Origin of the sequence: Salinarimonas sp. (assembly GCF_046292825.1) — a bacterium.
In the GTDB taxonomy this organism is placed as follows: domain Bacteria; phylum Pseudomonadota; class Alphaproteobacteria; order Rhizobiales; family Beijerinckiaceae; genus Salinarimonas.
Window position 1 is genome coordinate 1 of sequence record NZ_JBKBQG010000033.1, and the last position, 22,600, is coordinate 22,600.

19 protein-coding genes are annotated in these 22,600 nt (G+C 70.8%); 6 read left to right on the forward strand and 13 right to left on the reverse strand.

What is annotated here, in order from left to right:
- Nucleotides 1-217: 217 nt before the first annotated feature.
- Nucleotides 218-1,699 carry a DUF2793 domain-containing protein gene (locus tag ACK4UM_RS14970; protein ID WP_409800583.1) on the forward strand — a complete coding sequence of 494 codons (1,482 nt, stop codon included), beginning with the start codon at nucleotides 218-220 and terminating at the stop codon, nucleotides 1,697-1,699.
- Nucleotides 1,700-1,717: 18 nt separating this feature from the next.
- Here the strand turns inward: ACK4UM_RS14970 and ACK4UM_RS14975 are convergent, their stop codons facing one another.
- Nucleotides 1,718-2,386 (reverse strand): LysE family translocator, encoded by a 669-nt coding sequence (locus ACK4UM_RS14975; protein ID WP_409800585.1) that lies wholly within the window; start codon nucleotides 2,384-2,386, stop codon nucleotides 1,718-1,720.
- A gap of 178 nt (nucleotides 2,387-2,564) precedes the next feature.
- Nucleotides 2,565-4,118, reverse strand: coding sequence for an aminoacyl--tRNA ligase-related protein (locus tag ACK4UM_RS14980; protein ID WP_409800587.1), 1,554 nt, complete (start codon nucleotides 4,116-4,118; stop codon nucleotides 2,565-2,567).
- 190 nt (nucleotides 4,119-4,308) lie between these two features.
- On the opposite strand from ACK4UM_RS14980, the gene ACK4UM_RS14985 reads away from it, so the two are divergent.
- The 3 genes from ACK4UM_RS14985 (at nucleotide 4,309) to ACK4UM_RS14995 (ending at nucleotide 8,346) form a co-directional block, all read left to right on the forward strand.
- Complete coding sequence (locus ACK4UM_RS14985) at nucleotides 4,309-5,448, forward strand: CaiB/BaiF CoA transferase family protein (RefSeq protein WP_409800651.1); 1,140 nt, start codon at nucleotides 4,309-4,311, stop codon at nucleotides 5,446-5,448.
- A gap of 242 nt (nucleotides 5,449-5,690) precedes the next feature.
- Nucleotides 5,691-7,160 carry a DEAD/DEAH box helicase gene (locus ACK4UM_RS14990; protein ID WP_409800589.1) on the forward strand — a complete coding sequence of 490 codons (1,470 nt, stop codon included), beginning with the start codon at nucleotides 5,691-5,693 and terminating at the stop codon, nucleotides 7,158-7,160.
- A 109-nt stretch (nucleotides 7,161-7,269) separates the two neighbouring features.
- The gene (locus ACK4UM_RS14995) at nucleotides 7,270-8,346 is read left to right on the forward strand and encodes a GGDEF domain-containing protein (protein WP_409800591.1); all 1,077 of its coding nucleotides are present in this window, start codon (nucleotides 7,270-7,272) and stop codon (nucleotides 8,344-8,346) included.
- Nucleotides 8,347-8,348: 2 nt separating this feature from the next.
- Here ACK4UM_RS14995 and ACK4UM_RS15000 read toward each other — a convergent pair whose 3' ends face one another.
- The 5 genes from ACK4UM_RS15000 to ACK4UM_RS15020 all read right to left on the reverse strand — a co-directional run bounded on the left by ACK4UM_RS15000 (nucleotide 8,349) and on the right by ACK4UM_RS15020 (nucleotide 15,201).
- On the reverse strand, nucleotides 8,349-8,591 hold the full coding sequence (locus tag ACK4UM_RS15000; RefSeq protein ID WP_409800593.1) for a hypothetical protein: 243 nt from the start codon (nucleotides 8,589-8,591) through the stop codon (nucleotides 8,349-8,351).
- Nucleotides 8,592-8,656: 65 nt separating this feature from the next.
- Nucleotides 8,657-11,206 (reverse strand): HWE histidine kinase domain-containing protein, encoded by a 2,550-nt coding sequence (locus tag ACK4UM_RS15005; RefSeq protein ID WP_409800595.1) that lies wholly within the window; start codon nucleotides 11,204-11,206, stop codon nucleotides 8,657-8,659.
- 100 nt (nucleotides 11,207-11,306) lie between these two features.
- Nucleotides 11,307-13,637, reverse strand: a complete 2,331-nt coding sequence (locus ACK4UM_RS15010; protein WP_409800597.1) for a Tex family protein — start codon at nucleotides 13,635-13,637, stop codon at nucleotides 11,307-11,309.
- Nucleotides 13,638-13,709: 72 nt separating this feature from the next.
- The gene (locus tag ACK4UM_RS15015) at nucleotides 13,710-14,315 is read right to left on the reverse strand and encodes a flavin reductase family protein (RefSeq protein WP_409800653.1); all 606 of its coding nucleotides are present in this window, start codon (nucleotides 14,313-14,315) and stop codon (nucleotides 13,710-13,712) included.
- Between the two features lie 322 nt (nucleotides 14,316-14,637).
- The gene (locus ACK4UM_RS15020) at nucleotides 14,638-15,201 is read right to left on the reverse strand and encodes a nitroreductase (protein WP_409800599.1); all 564 of its coding nucleotides are present in this window, start codon (nucleotides 15,199-15,201) and stop codon (nucleotides 14,638-14,640) included.
- Between the two features lie 113 nt (nucleotides 15,202-15,314).
- Between ACK4UM_RS15020 and ACK4UM_RS15025 the strand changes: the two genes are divergently transcribed.
- Both ACK4UM_RS15025 and ACK4UM_RS15030 read left to right on the forward strand, forming a co-directional pair.
- Complete coding sequence (locus ACK4UM_RS15025) at nucleotides 15,315-16,244, forward strand: hypothetical protein (RefSeq protein ID WP_409800601.1); 930 nt, start codon at nucleotides 15,315-15,317, stop codon at nucleotides 16,242-16,244.
- 410 nt (nucleotides 16,245-16,654) lie between these two features.
- Nucleotides 16,655-17,242, forward strand: coding sequence for an inner membrane-spanning protein YciB (locus ACK4UM_RS15030; protein WP_409800603.1), 588 nt, complete (start codon nucleotides 16,655-16,657; stop codon nucleotides 17,240-17,242).
- Between the two features lie 37 nt (nucleotides 17,243-17,279).
- Here the strand turns inward: ACK4UM_RS15030 and paaE are convergent, their stop codons facing one another.
- From paaE to pcaF, 6 genes are all read right to left on the reverse strand, one after another.
- On the reverse strand, nucleotides 17,280-18,350 hold the full coding sequence (paaE, locus tag ACK4UM_RS15035) for a 1,2-phenylacetyl-CoA epoxidase subunit PaaE (RefSeq protein WP_409800605.1): 1,071 nt from the start codon (nucleotides 18,348-18,350) through the stop codon (nucleotides 17,280-17,282).
- Nucleotides 18,351-18,611: 261 nt separating this feature from the next.
- On the reverse strand, nucleotides 18,612-19,115 hold the full coding sequence (gene paaD, locus ACK4UM_RS15040; RefSeq protein ID WP_409800607.1) for a 1,2-phenylacetyl-CoA epoxidase subunit PaaD: 504 nt from the start codon (nucleotides 19,113-19,115) through the stop codon (nucleotides 18,612-18,614).
- Between the two features lie 10 nt (nucleotides 19,116-19,125).
- Entirely contained in the window at nucleotides 19,126-19,890 is a 765-nt protein-coding gene (gene paaC / locus ACK4UM_RS15045; protein ID WP_409800609.1) for a 1,2-phenylacetyl-CoA epoxidase subunit PaaC, read from the reverse strand.
- Nucleotides 19,890-20,174: a 1,2-phenylacetyl-CoA epoxidase subunit PaaB gene (gene paaB, locus ACK4UM_RS15050; RefSeq protein ID WP_409800611.1), complete on the reverse strand. Its 285-nt coding sequence runs from the start codon at nucleotides 20,172-20,174 to the stop codon at nucleotides 19,890-19,892. Before paaB ends, paaC begins: the two co-directional genes overlap by 1 nt.
- A gap of 162 nt (nucleotides 20,175-20,336) precedes the next feature.
- Nucleotides 20,337-21,320 carry a 1,2-phenylacetyl-CoA epoxidase subunit PaaA gene (gene paaA, locus ACK4UM_RS15055; RefSeq protein WP_409800613.1) on the reverse strand — a complete coding sequence of 328 codons (984 nt, stop codon included), beginning with the start codon at nucleotides 21,318-21,320 and terminating at the stop codon, nucleotides 20,337-20,339.
- 31 nt (nucleotides 21,321-21,351) lie between these two features.
- Nucleotides 21,352-22,557, reverse strand: coding sequence for a 3-oxoadipyl-CoA thiolase (gene pcaF / locus ACK4UM_RS15060; RefSeq protein ID WP_409800615.1), 1,206 nt, complete (start codon nucleotides 22,555-22,557; stop codon nucleotides 21,352-21,354).
- Nucleotides 22,558-22,600: the final 43 nt, after the last annotated feature.

Genomic DNA, 22,600 nt, shown 5'->3' on the forward strand with positions numbered 1-22,600 from the left:
CTCTCTCGCTGACGCTCGCGAGGCCACCCTCCCCTACGGGGAGGGATTTCGCTCCATCCCTCCCCGTAGGGGAGGGTGGACGCTGGAGCGGAGCGACAGCGGCCGGGTGGGGCCCGGGTGGAGATCGTTTCGCGAGCGTCGGGCCCCACCCGACCTTCATCGCCTTCGGCTCGAAGGCCACCCTCCCCTACGGGGAGGGATTCAGACGGAGCCCCCCATGCAGACCCAGAACCTCGCGCTCCCCCTCCTCGCGGCGGCGCAGGCGCAGAAGCACGTCACCCACAACGAGGCGCTCGCGCTGCTCGATGCGCTCGTCCACCTCGCGGTGGCGGGCGTCGCGGACGTGCCGCCGCAGGACCCGACTCCCGGCCTGCGGCTCCTCGTCGGAGACGCGCCGAGCGGACCCTTCGCCGGGCACGCGGGTGCGATCGCGTTCTTCGACGAGGGCGCCTGGCGGATCCTCGCGCCGCGGGCGGGCTGGAGCGTGCTCGTCGAGGCGCCGGGCGTGCTCCTCGTCCACGACGGCACCGCATTCCGGCCGATCTCTCATTTCGCGCCCGCCATCGAGGAACTCCCCCGGCTCGGCATCGGCACCGCGCCCGACGACCTCAACCGTCTCGCCGTGAAGGTGAACGCCGCGCTGTTCACCGCACGCCAGCTCGGCGAGGGCGGCACCGGGGACCTGCGCTTCGTCCTCAACAAGGAGAGCGCCGGCGCGACCGTCTCGCAGCTCTACCAATCCGCCTGGGGCGGTCGGGCGGAGACGGGGCTCGTCGGCGACGAGAATTTCCACGTGCGCGTCTCTGGCGACGGCGCGATTTGGCACGACGCGATCGTCTGCGAGCGGGAGAGCGGCGGGGTGCGCTTCCCCTCGGGCATTCTCGGCCTGCATGCGGGCGCGCGCAACCTCCTGATCAATCCCGGCTTCGCCATCGATCAGCGCGGCTTCGGCGGCGGCGCGCTCGCGGCGGGAGCCTACGGGTTCGACCGCTGGAAGGCCGGTGCCGGCGGGGCCTCCCTCGCGCGCGCCTGGGACGGCACGATCACCCTCGAGGGCAGTGTCGAGCAGGTGGTGGAGAGCGCCGATCTGGCGGGCGAGATCGTCACCCTCTCCCTCGACGCCCCGAGCGCGCCGCTCGCGATCGCGCTCGGGGCCGGCGCCGATCTCGCGAGCGCGACGATCCCGGCCGGGACGGGGCGGCGCCGCGCGAGCCTGCAGGTGCCCTGGTCGGTCCACGGGCATCTGACGGTGCGCATCACGGCGAGCGCGCCGACGACCTTCCGCCGCGTGCAGCTCGAGACGGGTCCCGTCGCCTCCGCCTACGAGCGCCGGCCGCGGGCGCTCGAGGAGGCGCTGTGCCAGCGCTATTGCCACGTCATCGGGCCGGGCCTGCCGAACGGACCGATCGGCGTCACCGCGGGCCGCCAGTCGACGCTCCACAACGCGCTCGTCCGCTTTCCCGTCCCGATGCGGGCGCCGCCCACCTGCACGGCGAGCGTGCCCGGCAGCTTCTCCATCGAGATCGATGCCGGTACGGACGTCTTCGAGCACGTCCTGACGGCGATGACGTTCGTGACCGCGAGCCGCGAAATCGCCCATTTCTCGGTCTCGCCGGGCTACCACATCGCGCGGGGTCGACCCGGCATCCTGCGCGCCTTCAACGCGAGTGCGCGCCTGGCCTTCGAGGCCGAGCTCTGAACCCCGACAGGGGGCGCGTCACAAGCCGAGCTCCTCCGCGAGCGGCCGCCACAGGAGCGCGGCCACCCCCAATCCGAGCGCGACGAGGCACAGGCCCGCGGCGCCGCCGATCAGCTTCTGGTGGCGCGCGTAGACTCGGCGGACGGGCGCGCGCGAGAACGTCCAGGTGACGCCCGCATACCAGACGACCTCCATCAGGAGGCAGATCACGAGGACGAGGGCGAGCACCGTCAGCGGCACCTGCATCATCGGGCCGCCATAGATGCCGATGAAGAAGGCGAGCGCCTTCGGATTGCAGAGGTTGAACACGACGCCGCGGGCGAAGGCGCGCCAGGGGCCGCCCGTCGGCGGCACGGCGAGCTCGGGGCCGGCGCCGTCGAGAACGCTCGCGGCCCCCGCTTTGCCGGCGCTGCGCAGAGCCCCGATCCCGAACCAGACGAGCACGCTCGCCGCGACGATCGTCATCGCCGTCTTGACGGTGGGGGCGACGACGACGAGGGAGGCGAGCCCGGAGACGGTCGCGACCGCGAGCAGCGTCGCGCCGACGCCGAAGCCGATGCCGGTGAAGACGGCGCTCGTCTTGTCCCCCCGCGCCGCGAGTTCGGTCACGACGAGGAGGTTCGGCCCGGGCGTGACGAGGACGACCACGTAGACCGCGAGCACGAAGAGAACGGCGGAGGTGATCATGGGCGGCGCGCCCCGCCCGTGCCCGCGCGCGGTGACGAGGGCTCCTCGCGAGCCCCGGGAACGCAACTGAGAATCACCCGAAATCCTCCCCGCAACGCTACCGACGATCAATAACGCGCGGGGCGCGCGAATCAATCCCGAATGCGTGCGGGGTGGGGAATACGTCGCGCGCCCGCCCTCAATAGGCGCGCGCGACGATGATCTCCTCGACGGCCGGCTTGCCGGTGAAGATGCATGCGCCGAGGCTGTCGGGCTGGGCGAAGGGCGCGCAGCGGGCGGTCAGCTTGAGCGCCTTGAGCCGATCGTTCACGGCCTCGAGCTCGGCGCCGGTCGGCTTGCACCAGGCGACCTTGAGCCAGCCCTTGAAGCCGGTATCCCCCTCGTCGTCGTCCGAGCCGGCGCCGAAATGCTCGGCGAGGTCCTCGAACCGGGTCACCCCGCCGCGAATGTTGGCGTCGAGCCGCTCCTTCGCCTGCGCGTGCAGCGCGCCCTGGATCTCGCCGAGGAGATCGACCGCGCGGGCGAGGAAGTCCTCGCGCGGCTGCGTGTGCGAGGCGACCTTGTCGCCGGTGCGCAGGGCGTCGCGGCGGGTGAAGGTGACGTTCTCCCCGGCGACGTCACGCTGGCCGATCTCGAGAACGAGCGGCACGCCGCGCCGGATCCAGTTCCAGCGCTTCTCGGCCGAGGGCACGTTGGCGTGGTCGACATGCGCGCGCACGGGCTTGCCGAAGGCGCTCGCGCCGTTGAGCCGCGCGGCGAGCGCGTCGCAATAGTCGCGGATCGCGGGATCGGCGTCGGTGCCGCGCAGGATCGGCACGATCACGATCTGCTTGGGCGCGATCGCCGGGGGCAGGCGCAGGCCGTCGTCGTCGCCATGGGTCATGATCACGCCGCCGATGACGCGGGTCGACATGCCGTAGCTCGTCGTGTGGCAGAGCGTCATCGCCCCGCTCTCGCTCTGGTAGCGGATGTTCTGCTCGGAGGCGAAATTGGTGCCGAGATAATGCGAGGTGCCCGATTGCAGGGCCTTGCCGTCCTGCATCATCGCCTCGATCGTGTAGGTGTTCTCGGCGCCCGGGAAGCGCTCGTGCTCGGGCTTCTCGCCGGCGATCACGGGGATCGCGAGCGTCGTCTCGGAGAAGCTGCGATAGAGCTCGATCCAGCGCATGGTCGCCGCGCGCGCATCCGCCTCGTCGGCATGGGCGGAATGGCCCTCCTGCCACAGGAATTCGGCGGTGCGCAGGAAGAGCCGCGTGCGCATCTCCCAGCGCACCACGTTCGCCCATTGATTGATGAGGAGCGGCAGGTCGCGATAGCTGTGGATCCAGCGCTGGAAGGCGTCGCCGATCACGGTCTCGGAGGTCGGGCGCACGATCAGCGGCTCGGCGAGCTCGGCGTCCGGATCGGGGACGAGGCGGCCGTCCTCGGTCTTGAGGCGGTGATGGGTGACGACCGCCATCTCCTTGGCGAAGCCCTCCACGTGCTGCGCCTCGCGCGCGATGAAGCTCAGCGGGATGAAGAGCGGGAAGTAGCAATTGTCGACGCCGTGGCTCTTGATGCCGCGGTCGAGTTCCGCCTGGATCAGCTCCCAGATCCCGTAGCCCCACGGCTTGATGATCATGCAGCCGCGCACCGGGGAGACTTCCGCGAGATCGGCTTCCTTCACGACCGCCTGGTACCAGGCGGGGAAATTCTCTTCGCGGGTGACGTTCAGAGCGCGGCGGGCCGACATCGCTGGTGGTTGTCCTTGCATGGTTCCGGTTCGCGGGGGCGCATCTAGCATGATTTGCGGCGCCGTTGGTAGCGGGTAAATCCGCGCCGCGAGGCGGCGGTGCCGAGAGGGCATGGGCGCAAGGCGCGTAGCGGGCGCGGCGCTTATGGGGTAGGCCTCTCGCCCGGGCGCGACGCACGGCAGGGAGGCGATCATGGCGGATCTCGAGGGCATCACGGTCGTCACCGTCGAGCAGGCGGTCGCGGCGCCCTACGCGTCGGGGCGCCTCGCGGATGCGGGCGCGCGGGTGATCAAGGTCGAGCGACCGGAAGGCGATTTCGCGCGCGGCTACGACGGCCTCGTCCACGGCGAGAGCGCCTATTTCGTCTGGCTCAACCGGGGCAAGGAATCGATCCGGCTCGACCTGAAGGACGAGGCGGACGCCGCGATCCTCGCGCGCATGGTCGCGAGCGCGGACGTGTTCATCCAGAACCTCGCGCCGGGCGTCGCCGCGCGGCTCGGCTTCGGGGCGCAGGCCCTGCGGGAGCGCCATCCGCGGCTTATCGCCTGCTCGATCTCGGGCTACGGCGAGGAGGGGCCCTATCGCGATCAGAAGGCCTACGACCTCCTCGTCCAGGCCGAGAGCGGGCTGTGCGCGATCAACGGCACCGAGGAGGGGCCCGCCCGCGTCGGCGTCTCGGTCTGCGATATCGCGCCGGGCATGACCGCCTTCCAGGCGATCCTGCAGGGCCTGTTCGCGCGCGAGCGGACGGGGCAGGGGCGGGCGATCGAGGTCTCGCTCTATCACGCGATGGCCGATTGGATGAACGTGCCCTACCTGCAGACGCGCTACGGCGGAAAGCCGCCCGCGCGCGTGGGCCTGCGCCACCCGACCATCGCGCCCTACGGGGCCTATGCGTGCGCCGACGGGCGCGCCGTGCTGATCTCCATCCAGAACGAGCGGGAATGGGCGTCCTTGTGCGCGCGCGTGCTCGAAATGCCCGATCTCGCGACCGATCCGCGCTTCCGCGACAACAGCCTGCGGGTGGAGAACCGCCCCGCGCTCGAGGAGATCGTCGCGGGCGCGTTCGCGCGCGAGAGCCGCGAGGCGATGATCGCCAAGCTCGACGCCGCGCGCATCGCCTATGGGCGCCTGTCGAGCCTCGACGATCTCCTCGCGCACCCGCAGAACCGGTATCTGACGGTCCAGACCGAGGCGGGCGAGATCGAGATCCTCGCGCCCGGCGCGGTCGTCGCGGGCCAGAGCCCGGCCGTGCGCCGCGTGCCGCGGCTCGGAGAGCACGAGGCGGCTTTGCGGGCGGAATTCGCGCCGCCCGGCTCGGAGGGCTGACGCGCCCGCTGCGTGGCGACGCGGGAGTGCCGTTGCGGCAACATCACGACGTTCTCGCGCGTTTCCGAAGCTCGAAGAACGGTTCAGCGCGTGTAAAGCATTGACAACCTTCGCGTCGGACCTATGGTCCCCTCGCACGGCCGCGCCCGGAGAACGGGCGAATACCGACAGCCCGCCTCTTCGACGCCGTGCGGGGCGAGCGCGTCAAGCTGCGGCCGGGCCGCGAGAGTCTTTTTTCACAGATGTCGTTCGATCAACTGGGCCTGAGCGAGAAGGTCCTCGAGGCGGTCACCGCCTCGGGTTACACGCAACCGACGCCGATCCAGGAACAGGCGATCCCGCACGTGCTCGCCCGGCGGGACGTGCTCGGCATCGCCCAGACCGGCACCGGCAAGACGGCGGCCTTCACGCTGCCGATGCTGACGCTGCTCGAAGCGGGTCGCGCTCGCGCGCGCATGCCGCGCACGCTGATCCTCGAGCCGACGCGCGAGCTCGCCGCTCAGGTCGAGGAGAACTTCGTCAAGTACGGGGCGAACCACAAGCTCTCCGTCGCGCTCCTCATCGGCGGCGTCTCCTTCGCCGACCAGGACGTGAAGATCACCCGCGGCGTCGACGTGCTGATCGCGACCCCCGGCCGCCTGCTCGACCATTTCGAGCGCGGCAAGCTCCTCCTCACCGGCGTCGAGCTCCTCGTCATCGACGAGGCGGACCGCATGCTCGACATGGGCTTCATCCCCGATATCGAGCGGATCGTGAAGCTCACGCCCTTCACCCGCCAGACGCTGTTCTTCTCCGCGACGATGCCGCCCGAGATCCAGCGGCTGTCGGAGAAGTTCCTGTCGAACCCGGTCAAGGTCGAGGTCGCCCGGCCCGCCTCGACGGCGGCGACGATCGTCCAGAAGCTCGTCGCCACCGGCGGCGAGGCGGCCGCCAAGCGCGCCATGCTGCGCGACCTCATCCGCAACGCGGAAGAGCTGCAGAACGGCATCATCTTCTGCAATCGCAAGCGCGACGTCGCGGTGCTGCACCGCTCGCTCCAGCGCCACGGCTTCCCCGCCGTCGCCCTGCACGGCGACATGGACCAGCGCGCGCGCATGATCGCGCTCGACCAGTTCCGCACCGGCGAGGCGCCGCTCCTCGTGGCGAGCGACGTGGCCGCCCGCGGCCTCGACATCCCGGCGGTCAGCCACGTCTTCAACTACGACATCCCCCACCACGCCGAGGACTACGTCCACCGCATCGGCCGCACGGGGCGCGCGGGCCGCAAGGGCGCGTCCTACACGCTCGTCGCGCCCGGCGAGGAGAAGTCGCTCACCGCGATCGAGAAGCTGATCGGTCGCGACATCGAGTGGCAGGGCCGCACGCTCGCCGACGCGAAGGCGGTGGGCGCGATCGTCGGCGGGCGCGAGGAGCGCGGAGGCGGGCGTCGCGGCGGCCGTGGCGGCCGGGGCGAGCCACGTTCCGAGCGGGCGCCGCAGCCGCGCGAGCGCGAGACGGACGCGACGGCTCCCGCACCGGCGCCCGTTCGGCACGCCGAGAAGAAGAAGGGACCGGAGCGCGAGCCGCGTCGCGAACCCCGCCGGGACGATCGGCGCGACGATCGCCGCGGCCGCGGCCGCGCCGAGGAGGCGGACGCCTTCGACAGCCCGAGCTTCGGCGATCACATTCCCGCCTTCCTGTTGCGCCCGGTTGCGTTGAAGGCGAAAAAATAGTCCGCGGAACGCGTGCATTAACGGCTTTGCAGGGCTTGTCGGTCCATTCTGCCTCCAGGGCAGCGAGGCTGCCCGTGATCGGCGGTTGCACGATGCGGGACACCAGGCCATGACGGCAGCGGCAGAGGATCTCGAGCGCTCGTTCCAGATCGGGAAGCGGGCGCTTGAGCTGATGAAGACCTACGGGTCTTCTGCGTCCCCACGCTCCTACGAGGTGTGGTACACCTACGTCACGGGCGCCAAACCCGCGATCAACGACGCCATCAAGCGCATCGCCGCGACCGGCGGCGGGGTGCGCGACGCCGATCTCGACACGCTCTTCACCGAGCATCTGTCCGAGACCCGCTTCGCCGACGAGGCGGAGAAGACGAGCGCCACCGTCATTTCCGAGATCGATTCCGTCATGGAAATGCTGGAGATGGCGCTCGGCTCGACGGCGAAATACGGCGAATCGCTCGAGGCCTTCTCCAACGATCTGGCGGTGACGATCGACAAGCGCCGCATCCGCGAGCTCGTCTCCTCGCTCGTGCTCGCCACGAAGGACGTCGCCTCCACCAACAAGACGCTCGAGGCGCGGCTGCGCGAGACGCGCGGCGAGATCGAGGTCCTGCGCGAGACGCTGGAGGCCGTGCGCCTCGAGAGCCTCACCGACCCGCTCACCGGCATCGCCAACCGCAAGCATTTCGAGGAGATGCTGGTCAAGTCGATCGATCAGGCGGTCCTGGAGCGCGCGCCGCTCGCGCTGATCGTCATCGACATCGACCATTTCAAGCGCTTCAACGACACGTTCGGCCATCTCACCGGCGACCAGGTCCTGCGCCTCGTGGGAATGACCATGCGCGAGCAGGTCAAGACCCGCGCGACGCTCGCGCGCTTCGGCGGCGAGGAATTCGGCATCATCCTGCCCGACACGACGGTCGAGACCGCCCGCGGCGCCGCCGAGCGCGTGCGCACGAGCGTGATGAGCCGCGAGCTCGTCAAGCGCTCGACGGGCGAGTCGCTCGGCAAGGTGACGATCTCGGTGGGCGTCGCGGGGCTGCGCAAGGGCGACACCGCCGTGTCCCTGCTCGAGCGCGCCGACCAGTGCATGTTCACCGCCAAGCGCACCGGCCGCAACCAGACCGTCGCCGACGTCGACCCCGTCTTCGCCGACGCCATGCACGGCGAAGTCGCCGAGGTGGCGTGATCTCAAGCCGACGCGCTCGGCCCCGCGCGGACGGAGGCGACGACGCCCAGGCGCGCCAGCCGGCGCAGGGCCTCGCGGCGGGCGTCCTCGCCATCGTGGCCGTCTGCGGGTTGAAGCTCGATCGCGAGCGGCCCGTCGCGCCCCGCCTCCGCCGCGTTCGATCGGTAGCTGGCGATCACGCCCTCCGCGACGAGATGGTTCATCACCCGATTGACGTCGCCCCAGGAACCGCCGCGTCGGCTCATGCCAGCCTCCTTCGTGCCGATACGCCCCCGAGGGGAAAGCGCGCAACCGCCCCGCTCGGTTCCCGTCACCGTCGCTCCGCCACCAGCCGCGCGAGGCTCGCGGCGAGGAGGCGGTCGCTGAAGGGCTTGGCGATGCAGGGCACGTCGCGGAAGCGCTCCGGCAGGATGCTCTGCGCGTCGTAGCCGGTGAGGAAGACGAACGGGATGTTCTCGCGCACGAGACGGTCGGCGATGGGGAAGCTGTCTTCGTCGCCCAGATTGATGTCGAGCACGGCGACGTGCGGCCGGTCCCGCTCGACGATGCGCAGTGCGTCCGCGACCCGAGCGGCGGGGCCGAGCACCTGATAGCCGAGATTGTCGAGCGATTCGGAGACGTCGAGCGCGGTCAGGAGCGAATCCTCGACGAGGAGCACCTTCGCCCCCATCGGCGCGCGCGGCGTGCCCGTCGCCGCCGGCTCCTCTTCGGCCGCGGGCGCCGCGAGGACGTGGCGGCGCGGGATCGTGACCGCGCAGGCGACCCCCTCCGGGCGGAACGCGAGCGCGCTCGTTCCGTCGAGCTCGTAGCCGAGGCTCGACTCGATCAGGACGCGCCCGAAGCCGCGCCGCTGCGGCGGCGCCACCGGCGGTCCGCCCGTCTCGCGCCAATCGATCGCGAGCCCGTCCTCCCCCAGCCGCCACGACACCTCCACGCGACCGTCCGGAACGGAAAGCGCGCCGTGCCGGCCCGCATTCGTCGCGAGCTCGTGGACGAGCATGCCGACGCAGAGCGTCGCGCGCGCGTCGAGCTCGAGGCGCGGGCCCTCGATCGAGATCGCCTCGTGCCCGAAGCGCCCGAGCTCCTCCTCGACGAGACGACGCAGGTCCGCGCCCCGCCAACGGCTCTCCGACAGGAGGCTCTGGGCGTGGGCCATGGCCTTGATGCGCAATTCCAGGCTCTCGACATAGCTCGCGAGCGTCGCCTGCGAGCGCCTCGTGTGGCGCATCAGGGCCTGGATGTTGGCGAGCGTGTTCTTCACGCGATGGTCGAGCTCGGCGACGAGAAGCCGTTGGTGCGATTCGGCTTTCGCCCGCTCGCGTGCGATCTCGTCGAGCCGCCTCACCACGATTTCCAGGATCGCGAGACGCAGCGCGCCGGCCGCCTCGATCTCGACGTCGCGCCAGGGCGGGCAGCGGCCGCGCACCGTCTCCCGCCACGCCGCGAAGGAGGCGCGCGGCGTCAGACCGCCGTCGGCCCCGCTCCTCACCGCCTTGTCGGGATCGCCGGCCCAGGTGACCGTCTCCACGACCTCGCGGCGGAACCAGAAGATCCAGTCCTTCGGCGTGCGCGAGACCGACAGGGCGACGAGGCCGGCGAGCCCGCCCATCGCGGCGGCGTCCTCGCCGAGGAGCGCGCCGAGCCTGTCCGTCGCGAAGATGCTGCCGACCTCGCGCGCGTTGAGCGCCGCGACCAGGCGCTCGACGCCGGCGCGATCGGGGGTGTCCCCGTGCGCGGCGAAGCCTCCGTCGACGCAGATCGCCACGCCGTCGGCCGCGACGAGGTCGACGAGGCTCGGATGGGCGTGCGCCAAACCCTCGGCGAGGCTCTCCTCGCGCGAGAGCCGCGACAGGATGTGCTCGACGATCCGCCGCTTGCGCAGCCGCTCCTCGTAGACCATCGCGTGCAGGCGCGATTCGAGCTGCAGCGAGAAGACCTGTCCGAACAGCTCGCAGGCGCCCAGCACCTCGAGCGGGACGTGATGGGGCGTGCGGTGGTGGCAGGCGATGAGCCCCCACAAGGTCCCGCGATGCACGATCGAGATCGACATCGAGGCGGCGACGCCCATGTTGCGCAGGTAGCGGACATGCAGCGGCGAGACGCTGCGCAGGCCTGCCGAACCGAGATCGAGCGGAGCGCCCGTCCTCGGGCTCGTCGGCGGGACGAGCGGGGAGGGCACGTAGCCGATATCGGGAATGGCGCGCGTCCAGCTCTTCAGATAGAGCGCGCGCGCCTGTTTGGGGATGTCGCTCTCCGGGTAGCGAAGGCCGAGATAGCTTTCCATCTCCGGCGCCTTCGCCTCCGCGACGACGGTGCCGCTGCCGTCCTCGAGGAAGCGGTAGACCATCACCCGGTCGAAGCCGGTGAGCGCGCGCACCTCGTCCGCGCAGGCGGAGAGGTAGTCGGACAGCTCCTCGCGTCCCGAGAGGGCCGCGAGCATCGCCTGAACGCGCAGGAGGAGATCGCCGAGCCCGGATCCCGGTCGGGCGGCGGGCTCCAGCTCGACGACGAGGCCCGCTTCGGCGAGGTGCACCCGCGCGTCGAGCGGACCGGCGGGACCCGGCAGCCCCGTCTCCCAGGTCGTCTGCGGCGCCGTGCGGGCGGCGAGTTCGGGGATCTTGGCGAGGAGCCGGGCGGCCGTCTCGCCGCCGACGAGCGCCGCGAGGTCGTCTCCCGGCACCGGCTCGCGTCCGAGGATGCGCGCGAGGTCTCCCGCCCGCTGCAGGAGCGCGCCGGAGGTCGGATCGACGGCGAGCAGGCAACCGTGAGGCTGGATCGAGCCCGGCACGTGGATGGGCTCGCGGTCGCAATCCGTCAGGTCGGCCTCGCCGAAGCGGGGGACGTCACCGGGGTCGGTCACGGCTCGTCGTCCTGTCCTTTGCCGGCTCATGCGCGCGCGGATCGAGCTTAGCGCAAAGGCGGGCGCGCGAAAACGGCTCCTGAAGGATGATGCGCGGGGATCAGCGTCCTTTCCGCGCCTCCTGCGCACGCCGCAGCGCCTCCGCCAGCGCGCCCCCGCCAGCGGGCTCGTCGCGCCCGCCGCGCTGGGGAGACGGCACCGGTCTGACCCCCTTCTGCGGCGGGGCGGCCTCGCGCCTCGGACCCTGCGCGCGGCCCGGCTCGTCGGTGAGCCGCATCGAGAGGCCGATGCGCTTGCGCGGCACGTCGACCTCCATCACCTTCACCCGCACGACGTCGCCCGGCTTGACCACCTCGCGCGGGTCGCGGACGAATTTCGTCGAGAGCGCCGAGACGTGGACGAGCCCGTCCTGGTGGACGCCGATATCGACGAAGGCGCCGAAGGCCGCGACGTTCGTCACCACGCCTTCCAGCACCATGCCGGGCGCCAGGTCCGAGATCGTCTCGACCCCCTCCTGGAAGGTCGCCGTCTTGAAATCCGGGCGCGGGTCGCGGCCGGGCTTCTCCAGCTCGGCGAGGATGTCGACGATCGTCGGGCGGCCGAAGGTCTCGTCGGTGAAGCGGTCCGGGCTCAGGGCGCGCAGGGTCTTGGCGTCGCCGATGAGCACCTTGATGTCGCTCTTCGTCGCCTCGAGGATGCGCCGCACCACCGGATAGGCCTCCGGATGGACGCCCGATGCATCGAGCGGGTCGTCGCCGTCGCGGATGCGCAGGAAGCCCGCCGCGAGTTCGAAGGTCTTGGGCCCGAGGCCCGGCACCTTCATCAGGTCCTTGCGGCGCCGGAACGGCCCCGTCTCGTCGCGATGGGCGACGATGCGGCGCGCGACCGTCTCGCCCAGCCCCGAGACGCGGGCGAGCAAAGGCGGGGAGGCGGTGTTCACCTCGACGCCGACCGCGTTCACGCAATCCTCGACCACGGCGTCGAGGGCGCGGGACAATTCGTGCTCGGCGAGATCGTGCTGGTATTGGCCCACCCCGATGCTCTTCGGGTCGATCTTGACGAGCTCCGCGAGCGGGTCCTGCAGGCGCCGCGCGATCGAGACGGCGCCGCGCAGCGACACGTCGAGGCCGGGCAGCTCCTCGCTCGCATAAGCGGAGGCCGAATAGACGGACGCGCCCGCTTCCGAGACCACGATCTTCGCGATCTTGCGATCCGCGATGCGCGCGACCAGCTCGGCCGCGAGCTTGTCCGTCTCGCGCGAGGCGGTGCCGTTGCCGATCGCGACGAGCTCGACGCCGTGGGTGCGCGCGAGCCGCTCGAGGGTCGCGAGCGCGGCATCCCAGCGCCGCTGCGGCTCGTGCGGGAAGATCGTGTCGGTCGCGACCACGCGTCCAGTCGCGTCCACCACCGCGACCTTGACGCCGGTGCGGTAGCCCGGATCGAGCCCCATGGTCGGGCGCGCGCCGGCGGGGGCTGCGAGCAGGAGATCGCGCAAGTTCGCCGCGAAGATGCGGATGCTCTCCTCCTCCGCCTTGGCCCAGAGCCGCGCGCGGGTGTCGAGCTCGATCGAGAGCGCGATCTTGCCCCGCCAGGCGATCGCGGCGGTGTCGCGCAGGAAGGCGTCGCCCGGGCGGCCCAGGTCGCGAATGGAAAAGCGCGCGGCGATCTTGAGCGGGAAGGCCGCCTTGTCGGCCTCGCTCGGCGCGTCCGGCAACTCGGTCAGGGAGAGCGAGAGCACCTCCTCCTTCTCCGCGCGGAAGAGCGCGAGGATGCGGTGGGCGGGAAGGTCCGCGAGCTTGCCCGCATAGTCGAAATAATCCGAGAACTTGGCGCCGGACGCCTCCTTGCCCTCGCGCACCTTGGCGACGATGCGCCCCGCCTTCCAGAAATCCTCGCGCAGCCGCCCGATCAGGTCCGCGTCCTCGGCGAAGCGCTCGATCAGGATATGGCGCGCGCCCTCGAGCGCGGCCTTGACGTCGGCGACCCCGCGCTCCTCCGAGACGAAAGGCGCGGCCTGCGCGGCGGGGTCGCGCTCGGGATGGGCGAGGAGCGCCTCGGCGAGCGGCGCGAGCCCCGCCTCGCGGGCGATCTGGGCTTTCGTCCGGCGCTTGGGCTTGTAGGGCAGGTAGAGGTCTTCGAGCCGCGCCTTGGTGTCGGCTTGCGCGATCTCGGCGCGCAATTCGGGGGTGAGCTTGCCTTGCTCGTCGATGCTCGCGAGGATCGCGGCGCGGCGCTCTTCCAGCGCGCGCAGATAGCGCAGCCGCTCCTCCAACGTGCGCAGCTGCGCATCGTCGAGACCCCCCGTCGCCTCCTTGCGGTAGCGCGCGATGAAGGGCACCGTCGCCCCGCCGTCGATGAGCGCCACCGCCGACTCGACCTGCCGCTCGGCGACCCCGAGCTCCTGCGCGATCTGCGTTGTGGGGCTTGCCATGGCGACCTCTCGATTCGGCGGCGTGCGGGGAGGCCGTGTCTAGCGCAGGCGTCGGCGCCCGCCAATCCCCGCTCACCCGCCAGGCGGGCGGCGGATCGAGAACTTCGTCTCCGGGGTTGCGACGAAATAGTCGAAATAGCCCGCCCGCGCGATCGGCCGCATGGCCGCGATGTCGAGGAAGCCGTCGACGAGGAAGCGCTCGTCGATGTGAACGCCCACCACCTCGCCGATCGCCATGTGGTAGGTGGTGCGGCCCGACAGCCCGGTGAGCGGCACGATCTGGACGAGCTTGCATTCGAGCGCGACCGGGCTCTCGGCGACCCGCGGCGCCTTGACGATTCGCGAGGGCGCCGTGGTGAGGCCGGCATGAGCGAACTCGCTCTCGCCGCGCGGCAGCGGCGCCGAGGTCGCGTTCATCGCCTCGCGCAGGTCGAACGTCGCGAGGCTGCAGACGAACTCGCCCGTCTCGCGCGCGAAGGCGAGCGCGTCCTTCTCGCCCTCCGAGGAGAACATCACCATGTGCGGGTCGGTCGAGATCGCGTTGAAGAAGGAATAGGGCGCGAGATTGACGCGACCTTCCGCATCGACCGCGCTGATCCACCCGATCGGCCGCGGCGCCACGATCGCCTTGAACGGATCGCGGGGGAGGGGATGGCCTGCGGCGGGCTCGTAGAACATGAAGTCTCCTGTCGTCATATGCGATCTCCCTCCCCGCAGGGGAGGGTGGCCTCCGAGCGAAGCGAACGAGGTCGGGTGGGGCCCGAGGTTCGAAGCACAATTCCCACCCGGCCCCTGTCGCTGCGCTCCAGGGTCCACCCTCCCCTCCGGGGAGGGAAGGGCGCGCGAATCCCTCCCCGTAGGGGAGGGTGGCCTCCGAGGCGAAGCCGAAGGAGGTCGGGTGGGGCCCGACGCTTGAAGGATAATCTCCACCCGAGCCCCACCCGGCCTTTCTCGCTCTGCTCGAAAGTCCACCCTCCCCTCCGGGGAGGGACACCCCCCTTCACAGCCGCGTCACCACGTCCTCCAGCGCCGGGCGGGGGCGGTCGGGCATGCGTTCGGTCGCGGTGCCGATATGGACGAAGCCGGCGATGCGCTCGTGCGCGGCAAGGCCCATCGCGTCGAGGATCCGGCGGTCGAAGGCGATCCAATCGGTGATCCAGTTCGCGCCGAAACCGTGCGCCTCGGCGGCGAGCAGCAGGTTCTGGCACACGGCGCCGGCCGAGAGCACCTGCTCCCATTCCGGGATCTTGGCGTGCGGGCGGGCGCGCGACACCACCGCGACGACGAGCGGCGCGCGCGCGAGACGTCCGCGCTCGATGGCGCGCTCCTCGGCGCTCGCCTGCGGCTTGTCGGCGACAAAAGCCTTCTCGATCGTCTCGCCGAGGCGCGCGCGGGCCTCGCCCGCGATCACCACGAATCGCCAGGGCGCGAGCTTGCCGTGATCGGGCACGCGGGCGGCGATCGTCAGCATGTCGGCGAGCGCTTCCCCGTCGGGGCCGGGCTCGGCGAGCTTGTTCGCCGGCGTGGAGCGGCGGCGCCGCAGGGTCTCGAGAAGCGCGCTCATCGGCTCGTCCATGATGTGTCCACAATCTTCGCAGATCGGATATAACCCCTGTCGCACGACGGCGCGAGCCGCCATCCGCGACAACCCGAACGAGATTTTCGCGCAAAGCCCCGATGACGGCTCCGATCGGCACAGTCTCAGCCCTCCCGACGCGCCTCGCCCGGCTCGTCGCCTGCCTTCTCGCCTGCGCGATCGCGCTCGGGACCGCGAGCCTGCCTGCGCGCGCGCAGACGGCGGGCGATCCGCTCGGCGGCGGCATGGGCGGGGGCATCGGCACGCTGCCGATCCTGCCGCAGGCGGGCGAGCTCGCGCTCTCCGCCTATTTCGCCGAGACCGGCGCCCCGATCGAGGAGGGCCTGATCTGGCGCGTGTTCGAGCTGCGCGACGAGGCGATCAACCTCGTCGCCCGCCACGAGGAGGCGCGCCCGCGCATCTCGCTGCCGCCGGCGAACTACATGGTCCATGTCAGCTGGGGCTTCGCGAGCGCCGCGCTGCCGGTGACGATGCATTGGGGCAACGTCGCCGAACGGCTCCTGATCAGCGCGGGCGGCGTGCAGGTGCGCGGCGTCGTCGGCGACGCGCCGATCCCGCCGACCGAACTCGCCTTCTCCGTCTTCGTGCCGGTCGGCGAGGATTCGGAAGCGCGCCTCGTCGTCGCGGAGGCGCGGGCGACGGATCTGATCCGCCTGCCCGAGGGCGACTACCACGTCGTCACCCGCTACGGGGACGCCAACGCGTCGGCGCGGACGGATCTCTCGGTCGCGGCCGGGGAGATCGTGGTGGCCACGCTCAACCACCGCGCGGCGAAGCTGACCCTCAAGCTCGTCGCGGAAGAAGGCGGCGAGGCGTTCGCGGGCACGGCCTTCTCGGTGCTCACGCCCGGCGGCGACGTCGTCCGCGAGGCGATCGGCGCCTTCCCGCAGGTCGTGCTCGCGGAGGGGGAATACGTCGTCATCGCCCGCCACGAGGGCCGCGTCTTCACCCGCGAATTCCGCGTCGAGAGCGGCCTCGACCGCGACATCGAGGTGATCGCGGGTTCGTGAGCGATTGAAGGCCTCTCATTGCAGTGTCATGAAGTCGGTCGCGCCGACAGGGTGAGTGCTCCACCGGTGTCATCCCCGGCCGGAGGTCGCTTGCGACCGGAGGGGAAGGGGACCCAGCGTTAAAATTGCTTGCGGAGCAAGCGCTTGCGGCGGCGTCTAGCCGCCTGGTCGGCGGCACGATCGTGTGCTCCGCACGCATCTTGGTGCTGGGTCCCCTTCCCCTGCGCACGCTACGCGTGCTCCGGCCGGGGATGACACGGGGGAGCGACCCCGACGGCGTCATCCCGGACGCCGAAGGCGATCCGGGACCCAGACCCACGACCTGTCCCGCCGCAAGCGGGAACGCCGACAGGTGCACCACCGTTGATGCCCAGCGGCGATCGGCCGTTTCGGATCGGGGTGGTCGGCGGATGAAGGATCTCGCACGGGTCTGGACGCGGGAGGAGGGCGCCGGCGCCGCGGTGGGGCTGCCGGAGCGGCTCGCCGTCGAGCTCGGCCCGCTCCTCGCCTTCTTCGTCGTCACGCAGGCGGGCGGCATCGAGCGCGGCACGCTCGCCTTCATGGCGGCGACGCTCCTCGCGCTTCTCGCGGGCGTGTGGCGCGAGCGGCGCATCCCGCTGACCCCGCTCCTCTCCGCGATCCTCATCCTCGCCTTCGGCGCGACGAGCCTCTTCCTCGCCGAGCCCTGGATCATCATGGTGCGCCCGACCTGGATGAACCTGTTCTATGCCGGCGCGCTGCTCGGCGCGCTGGGGTTCGGGCAGCTCCTCCTCAAGCGCGTGCTCGGCGGCAGCCTCGTCCTGACGAGCGACCGGGCCTGGCTCGTCCTGACGCTGCGCCTCGTCGCCTTCCTGGTCTTCCTCGCGATCCTCAACGAGGTCGTCTGGCGCAACGGGTCCGTCGAGACCTGGGTCGCCTTCAAGACCTTCGGCGTGCTGCCGATGAACCTCGCCTTCGCCGCCTCGCAGATCGGCTACGTGCGGCGGCATCGGGTGTGAGCGCGGGCGAGCGATCGCCGCGCGGCGTCGCGCCGCGTCAGCCGTCGTAATCGACCACGAGCCGCTTCGTCACGGGCCGCGACTGGCAGGTGAGGATGTAGCCGCGCGCGACCTCGTAATCCTCGAGCGCGTAATTGGCCTCCATCTCCACCTCGCCCTCGACGAGCTTCGCCCGGCAGGTGGAGCAGACGCCGGCGCAGCAGGAGAAGGGCGCGTCGATCGTCGCGGCGCGGGCGGCCTCCAGCACGCTCTCGCCCTCGCGCAGCGCGATCTCGCGGGAGACGCCGTCGAGCACGATGCGGGCGGTCGCGACGATGCCGTCCGCCGCGCTCTCGCCCTCGGGCCGCGGACGCGGCTTCTTCGGCCGCGAGGAGGCGAAGAGCTCGAACTTGATCTTCTCCTTGGCCATCCCGTGCGCCTCGAGCGCCTCCGAGACGGCCTTCATCATCGGCTCGGGGCCGCAGATGAAGGCGAGGTCGGCGCGCTTCGGGTCGATCCAGCGCGAGAACAGGAGATCGCATTTCTGGCGGTCGAGGCGGCCGTTGAAGAGGTCGATGTCCTGCGCCTCGCTCTCGAGCACATGGATGATCGAGAGCCGGCCGAGATGCTGGTCCTTCAGATCCTCGAGCTCCTCGCGGAACATGATCGCGGACGTCGAGCGGTTGCCGTAGACGAGGGTGAGGGTCGCGCGCGGCTCCTCGGCGAGCACGGTCTTGACGATCGACAGGATCGGCGTGATCCCGCTGCCTCCGGCGAAGAGGAGGTAATGGCGCGCGCGCTCGGCCTCGAGCGGCGCGTGGAAGGAGCCCATCGGCGCCATCGCCTCGATCGTGTCGCCGGGCGCGAGCTCCTCGTTCGCCCAGGCCGAGAACCAGCCGCCCTCGACCTTCTTGATGCCGACCCTGAGCCGCCCCTCGCCGCGCCCCGCGCAGATCGAGTAGGAGCGGCGCAATTCCTCGCCGTCGAAGGCGCGGCGGAAGGTGAGATATTGCCCCTGCACGAACCGGAACGCCTCGGCGTCCTCCGGGCGGGGTTCCAGCGTCAGCACGACGGCGTCGCGGGTGTCCCGGCGGATCTCGGCGACGCGAAGCGGGTAGAAGCGGGCCATGGACGTTCCTCTCGATCGGTACTTTTCGCCTCCGCGCACTCTCCACCCGTCGATGAAGAGCTCGACGGTCTCCCCTCCCCCTTGGGGGAGGGGTCGGGGGTGGGGGTCGTGCAGGATGAAATGATAGAGATCATCCTGCACGACCCCCATCCGACCCGTCGGCTGCGCCGCCGGGCCACCTTCCCCCAAGGGGGAAGGACCTGCTGTCGCCGCCCCCTCCGCGCACTCTCCACCCGCCGATGAAGAGCGCGACGGTCCCCCTCAGATGCACTTGAAATAGTCGAACGGCTCGAGGCAGTCCGAACACCGCCAGCTCGCCTTGCAGGGGGTGGAGCCGAAGGCGGAGACCATCTGCGTGTTCGTCGAGCCGCAATGCGGGCAGGCGACCTCCGGCTCGGCGACGCGGGCCGCGCCGCAGATCGCGGTGCCCTCGACCGGGGGCGCGATGCCGTAATCGCGCAGTGCCGCGCGGCCCTTCTGCGTGATCCAGGCCGTCGTCCAGGCGGGCGAGAGGCGGGTTTCCAGCCGCACGTCCCGCACGCCGTGGGCCTCGAGCGCCGCCAGGATGTCGAGATTGATCACCCGCGTCGCCGGGCAGCCGGAATAGGTCGGCGTCACGGCGACGACGAGCGTCTCGCCGTCGTAGGCCACGTCCCGGATGATGCCGAGATCGACGAGGGAGATCACCGGGATCTCCGGGTCGGGCACGGCATCGAGCCAGGACCAGACGTCCTCGAGGCTCGGGCGGGTGTCGGCGAGGCTCATCGCGGCCTCCTCACCAGGTGGCGCCGGGATAGGCGCGCTGGAGGAACTGCATTTCGGCCAGGAGATAGCCGAGATGCTCGGTATGCACGCCCGTCTTGCCGCCCTTGTGCATGAAGCCGCTTTTCGGCAGCACGAGCGTCGCCTGCGCGAGCGTCGACGCGGTCTCCGCCTCGTAGGCGGCGGCGATCGCGGCGAGGTCGGCGCCCACGCCCGAGGCGGCGAGCTCCTCCTCGATCGCGTCCGCATGCGTCAGCTCGCCCGTATAGGGCCACAGATCGTCGAGCGCCGCCTGCATGCGCCGATGGCTCTCCTGCGAGCCGTCGCCGAGGCGGATCACGAGGTCGCGGCTGCGGTGGAGGTGATAGGCGACCTCCTTGCCGGCCTTCTCCGCGATCGCGGCGACGCGCGCGTCCGACGAGCGCTGCAGCGCCTGCAGCATCGGCAGGTGCCAGGCGTCGAAGAGGTATTGGCGCATGAGCGTCTGGCCGAAATCGCCGTTCGGCCGCTCGACGAGGAGCACGTTGCGGAAGTCCCCCGCATCGCGCTTGTAGGCGAGGTCGTCGGGCGTGCGGCCGCGCCCCTCGATTTCGCCCGCGAGCCCGAGCCACATCTGCGCCTGCCCGATGAGATCGAGCGCGACATTGGCGACCGCGATGTCCTCCTCGAGGATCGGCGCCTTCCCGCACCAGGCCGAGAGGCGCTGGGCGAGCACGAGGCAGCTGTCGCCGAGGCGCAGCGCCTCCTCGAACAGGGGATCGACGACGCGCGCGCCCATCACATGTGCCCCACTTCGTCCGGCACCTCGAAGAAGGTCGGGTGGCGGTAGACCTTGGAATTCGACGGATCGAAGAGCGGCCCCTTCTCGGAGGGCGCGCTCGCCACGATCTCGGAGGCCTTCACCACCCAGATGCTGACGCCCTCGTTGCGGCGGGTATAGACGTCGCGCGCGTTCAGGATCGCCATCTCCGCGTCGGGCGCATGCAGGCTGCCGACATGGCGATGCGCGAGCCCGTGCTGGCCGCGAATGAAGACCTCCCAGAGTGGCATCTCGTTCGACATGTGGCGTCTCCGTGTCTTATCCCTCCCCGGAGGGGAGGGTGGCCTCCGAGCGCAGCGAGGAGGTCGGGTGGGGCCCGACGCTTGCAGAACGAACTCCACCCGGGCCCCACCCGGCTACGGTCGCTGCGCTCCCGTATCCACCCTCCCCTACGGGGAGGGATGTCACGCGGCCGCTTTCCTGCGGCGCTCGGCTTTCTTGGCGGCGTGGGCCTGGAGGCCCTCGCGGTACCAGGCGCCGTCCTCGTGGGCCTTTACCCGCGTGTCGAGGCGCTCCTTGTTGCAGGGGCCCTGGCCGGCGATGACGCGGTAGAACTCGTCCCAGTCGATCGCGCCGAAATCGTAATGCCCGCGCTCCTCGTTCCAGCGCAGATCGGGATCGGGGATCTCGAGGCCAAGATGGCGGGCCTGCGGCACCGTCTGGTCGACGAAGCGCTGGCGCAGCTCGTCGTTCGAATTGAGCTTGATCTTCCAGGCCATCGACTGCGCGGAATGCACCGAATCCGCGTCCGGCGGGCCGAACATCATCAGCGACGGCCACCACCAGCGATTCAACGCGTCCTGCGCCATCGCCTTCTGCTCGGCCGTGCCGGCGGCGAGCTTCGCCATGATGTCGAAGCCCTGGCGCTGGTGGAAGCTCTCCTCCTTGCAGATGCGGATCATCGCGCGCGAATAGGGGCCGTAGGAGCAGCGCTGGAGGGGCACCTGGTTCATGATCGCCGCCCCGTCGACGAGCCAGCCGATCGCGCCGACATCCGCCCAGGTCAGCGTCGGATAATTGAAGATCGACGAGTACTTGGCCTTGCCCGTGTGCAGTTGATCGAGGAGCTGTTCACGGCTCACGCCCAGCGTCTCCGCGGCGCAATAGAGGTAGAGCCCGTGGCCCGCCTCGTCCTGCACCTTGGCGATGAGGATCGCCTTGCGCTCGAGGGTCGGCGCGCGCGAGATCCAGTTCGCCTCGGGGAGCTGGCCGACGATCTCGGAATGGGCGTGCTGCGAGATCTGGCGCACGAGCGTCTTGCGATAGCCCTCGGGCATCCAGTCCTTCGGCTCGATCTTCACGTCCGCGTCGAGGCGCGCCTGGAAGGCCTCCTCCTCGGGCGTGATCTCGGCGGAGCGGGGATCCGTCTTGACCATCTGGGCGTACATGGCGGCGTCTCCTCTGATGGTGGCGGCAGGCTCACGCCCGCTCGATGATCATGGCGATGCCCTGGCCGACCCCGATGCACATCGTGCACAGGGCGTAACGCCCGCCGCGGCGCTGGAGCTCGTAGGCGGCGGCACCCACGAGGCGGGCGCCCGACATGCCGAGCGGATGGCCGAGCGCGATCGCGCCCCCGTTCGGGTTGACGTGTTCGGCATCGTCCGGGAGGCCGAGCCCCCGGAGCGTCGCGAGCGCCTGGGCGGCGAAGGCCTCGTTGAGTTCGACGAGGTCCATCTGCTCGATCGAGAGCCCCGCGCGCGAAAGAGCCTTCTGCGAGGCGGTGATCGGGCCGATGCCCATCACCCGCGGCTCGACGCCCGACACGGCCATCGTCACCACACGGGCGAGCGGTGTGAGGCCGTGGCGCTCCATCGCCGCGGAGGAGGCGACGACGAGCGCGGCCGCGCCGTCGTTGACGCCCGACGCGTTGCCGGCGGTCACCGAGAGGTCCGGCCCGTTGATTCCCTTGAGCTTGGCGAGCTGATCGGGCCGCGTGTCGGGGCGGGGATGCTCGTCGGTGTCGACGACGACCGGGTCGCCCTTGCGGCTCGGGATCGTGACGGGGACGATCTCGCGGGCGAAACGCCCGTCCGCCTGCGCCGCTGCCCAACGCTGCTGCGAGCGCAGCGCGAAGGCGTCCTGGTCGGCGCGCGAGACCTCGTGATCGGCGGCCACGTTGTCGGCCGTCTCGGGCATGGAATCGGTGCCGAACAGCTTGGCGAAGCGCTTGTTGACGAAGCGCCAGCCGATCGTGGTGTCGTAGACGGCGTTCGCGCGCGAGAAGGCGGTCTCGGCTTTCGGCATCACGAAGGGCGCGCGGCTCATCGATTCGACGCCGCCGGCGATGCACAGATCGGCTTCCGCGGCGCGGATCGCGCGCGCGGCGATGCCGATCGCGTCCATGCCGGAGCCGCAGAGCCGATTGACGGTGGTGCCCGGGGTCGAGATCGGCAGGCCGGCGAGGAGGGCGGCCATTCGTGCGACGTTGCGATTGTCCTCGCCCGCCTGGTTGGCGCAGCCATAGACGACGTCGTCGAGCGCGGACCAGTCGACCGCCGGATTGCGCTCGCGCAGCGCGCTCATCGGGATCGCGGCGAGCTCGTCCGTGCGCACGCCAGACAGCGCGCCGCCATAGCGGCCGATCGGCGTTCGGACGGCGTCGCAGATGAAGGCGTCGGACATTCGGGGGCTTCCTCCGCATCGTCTTTCGCGCGGGCGAGCGCGC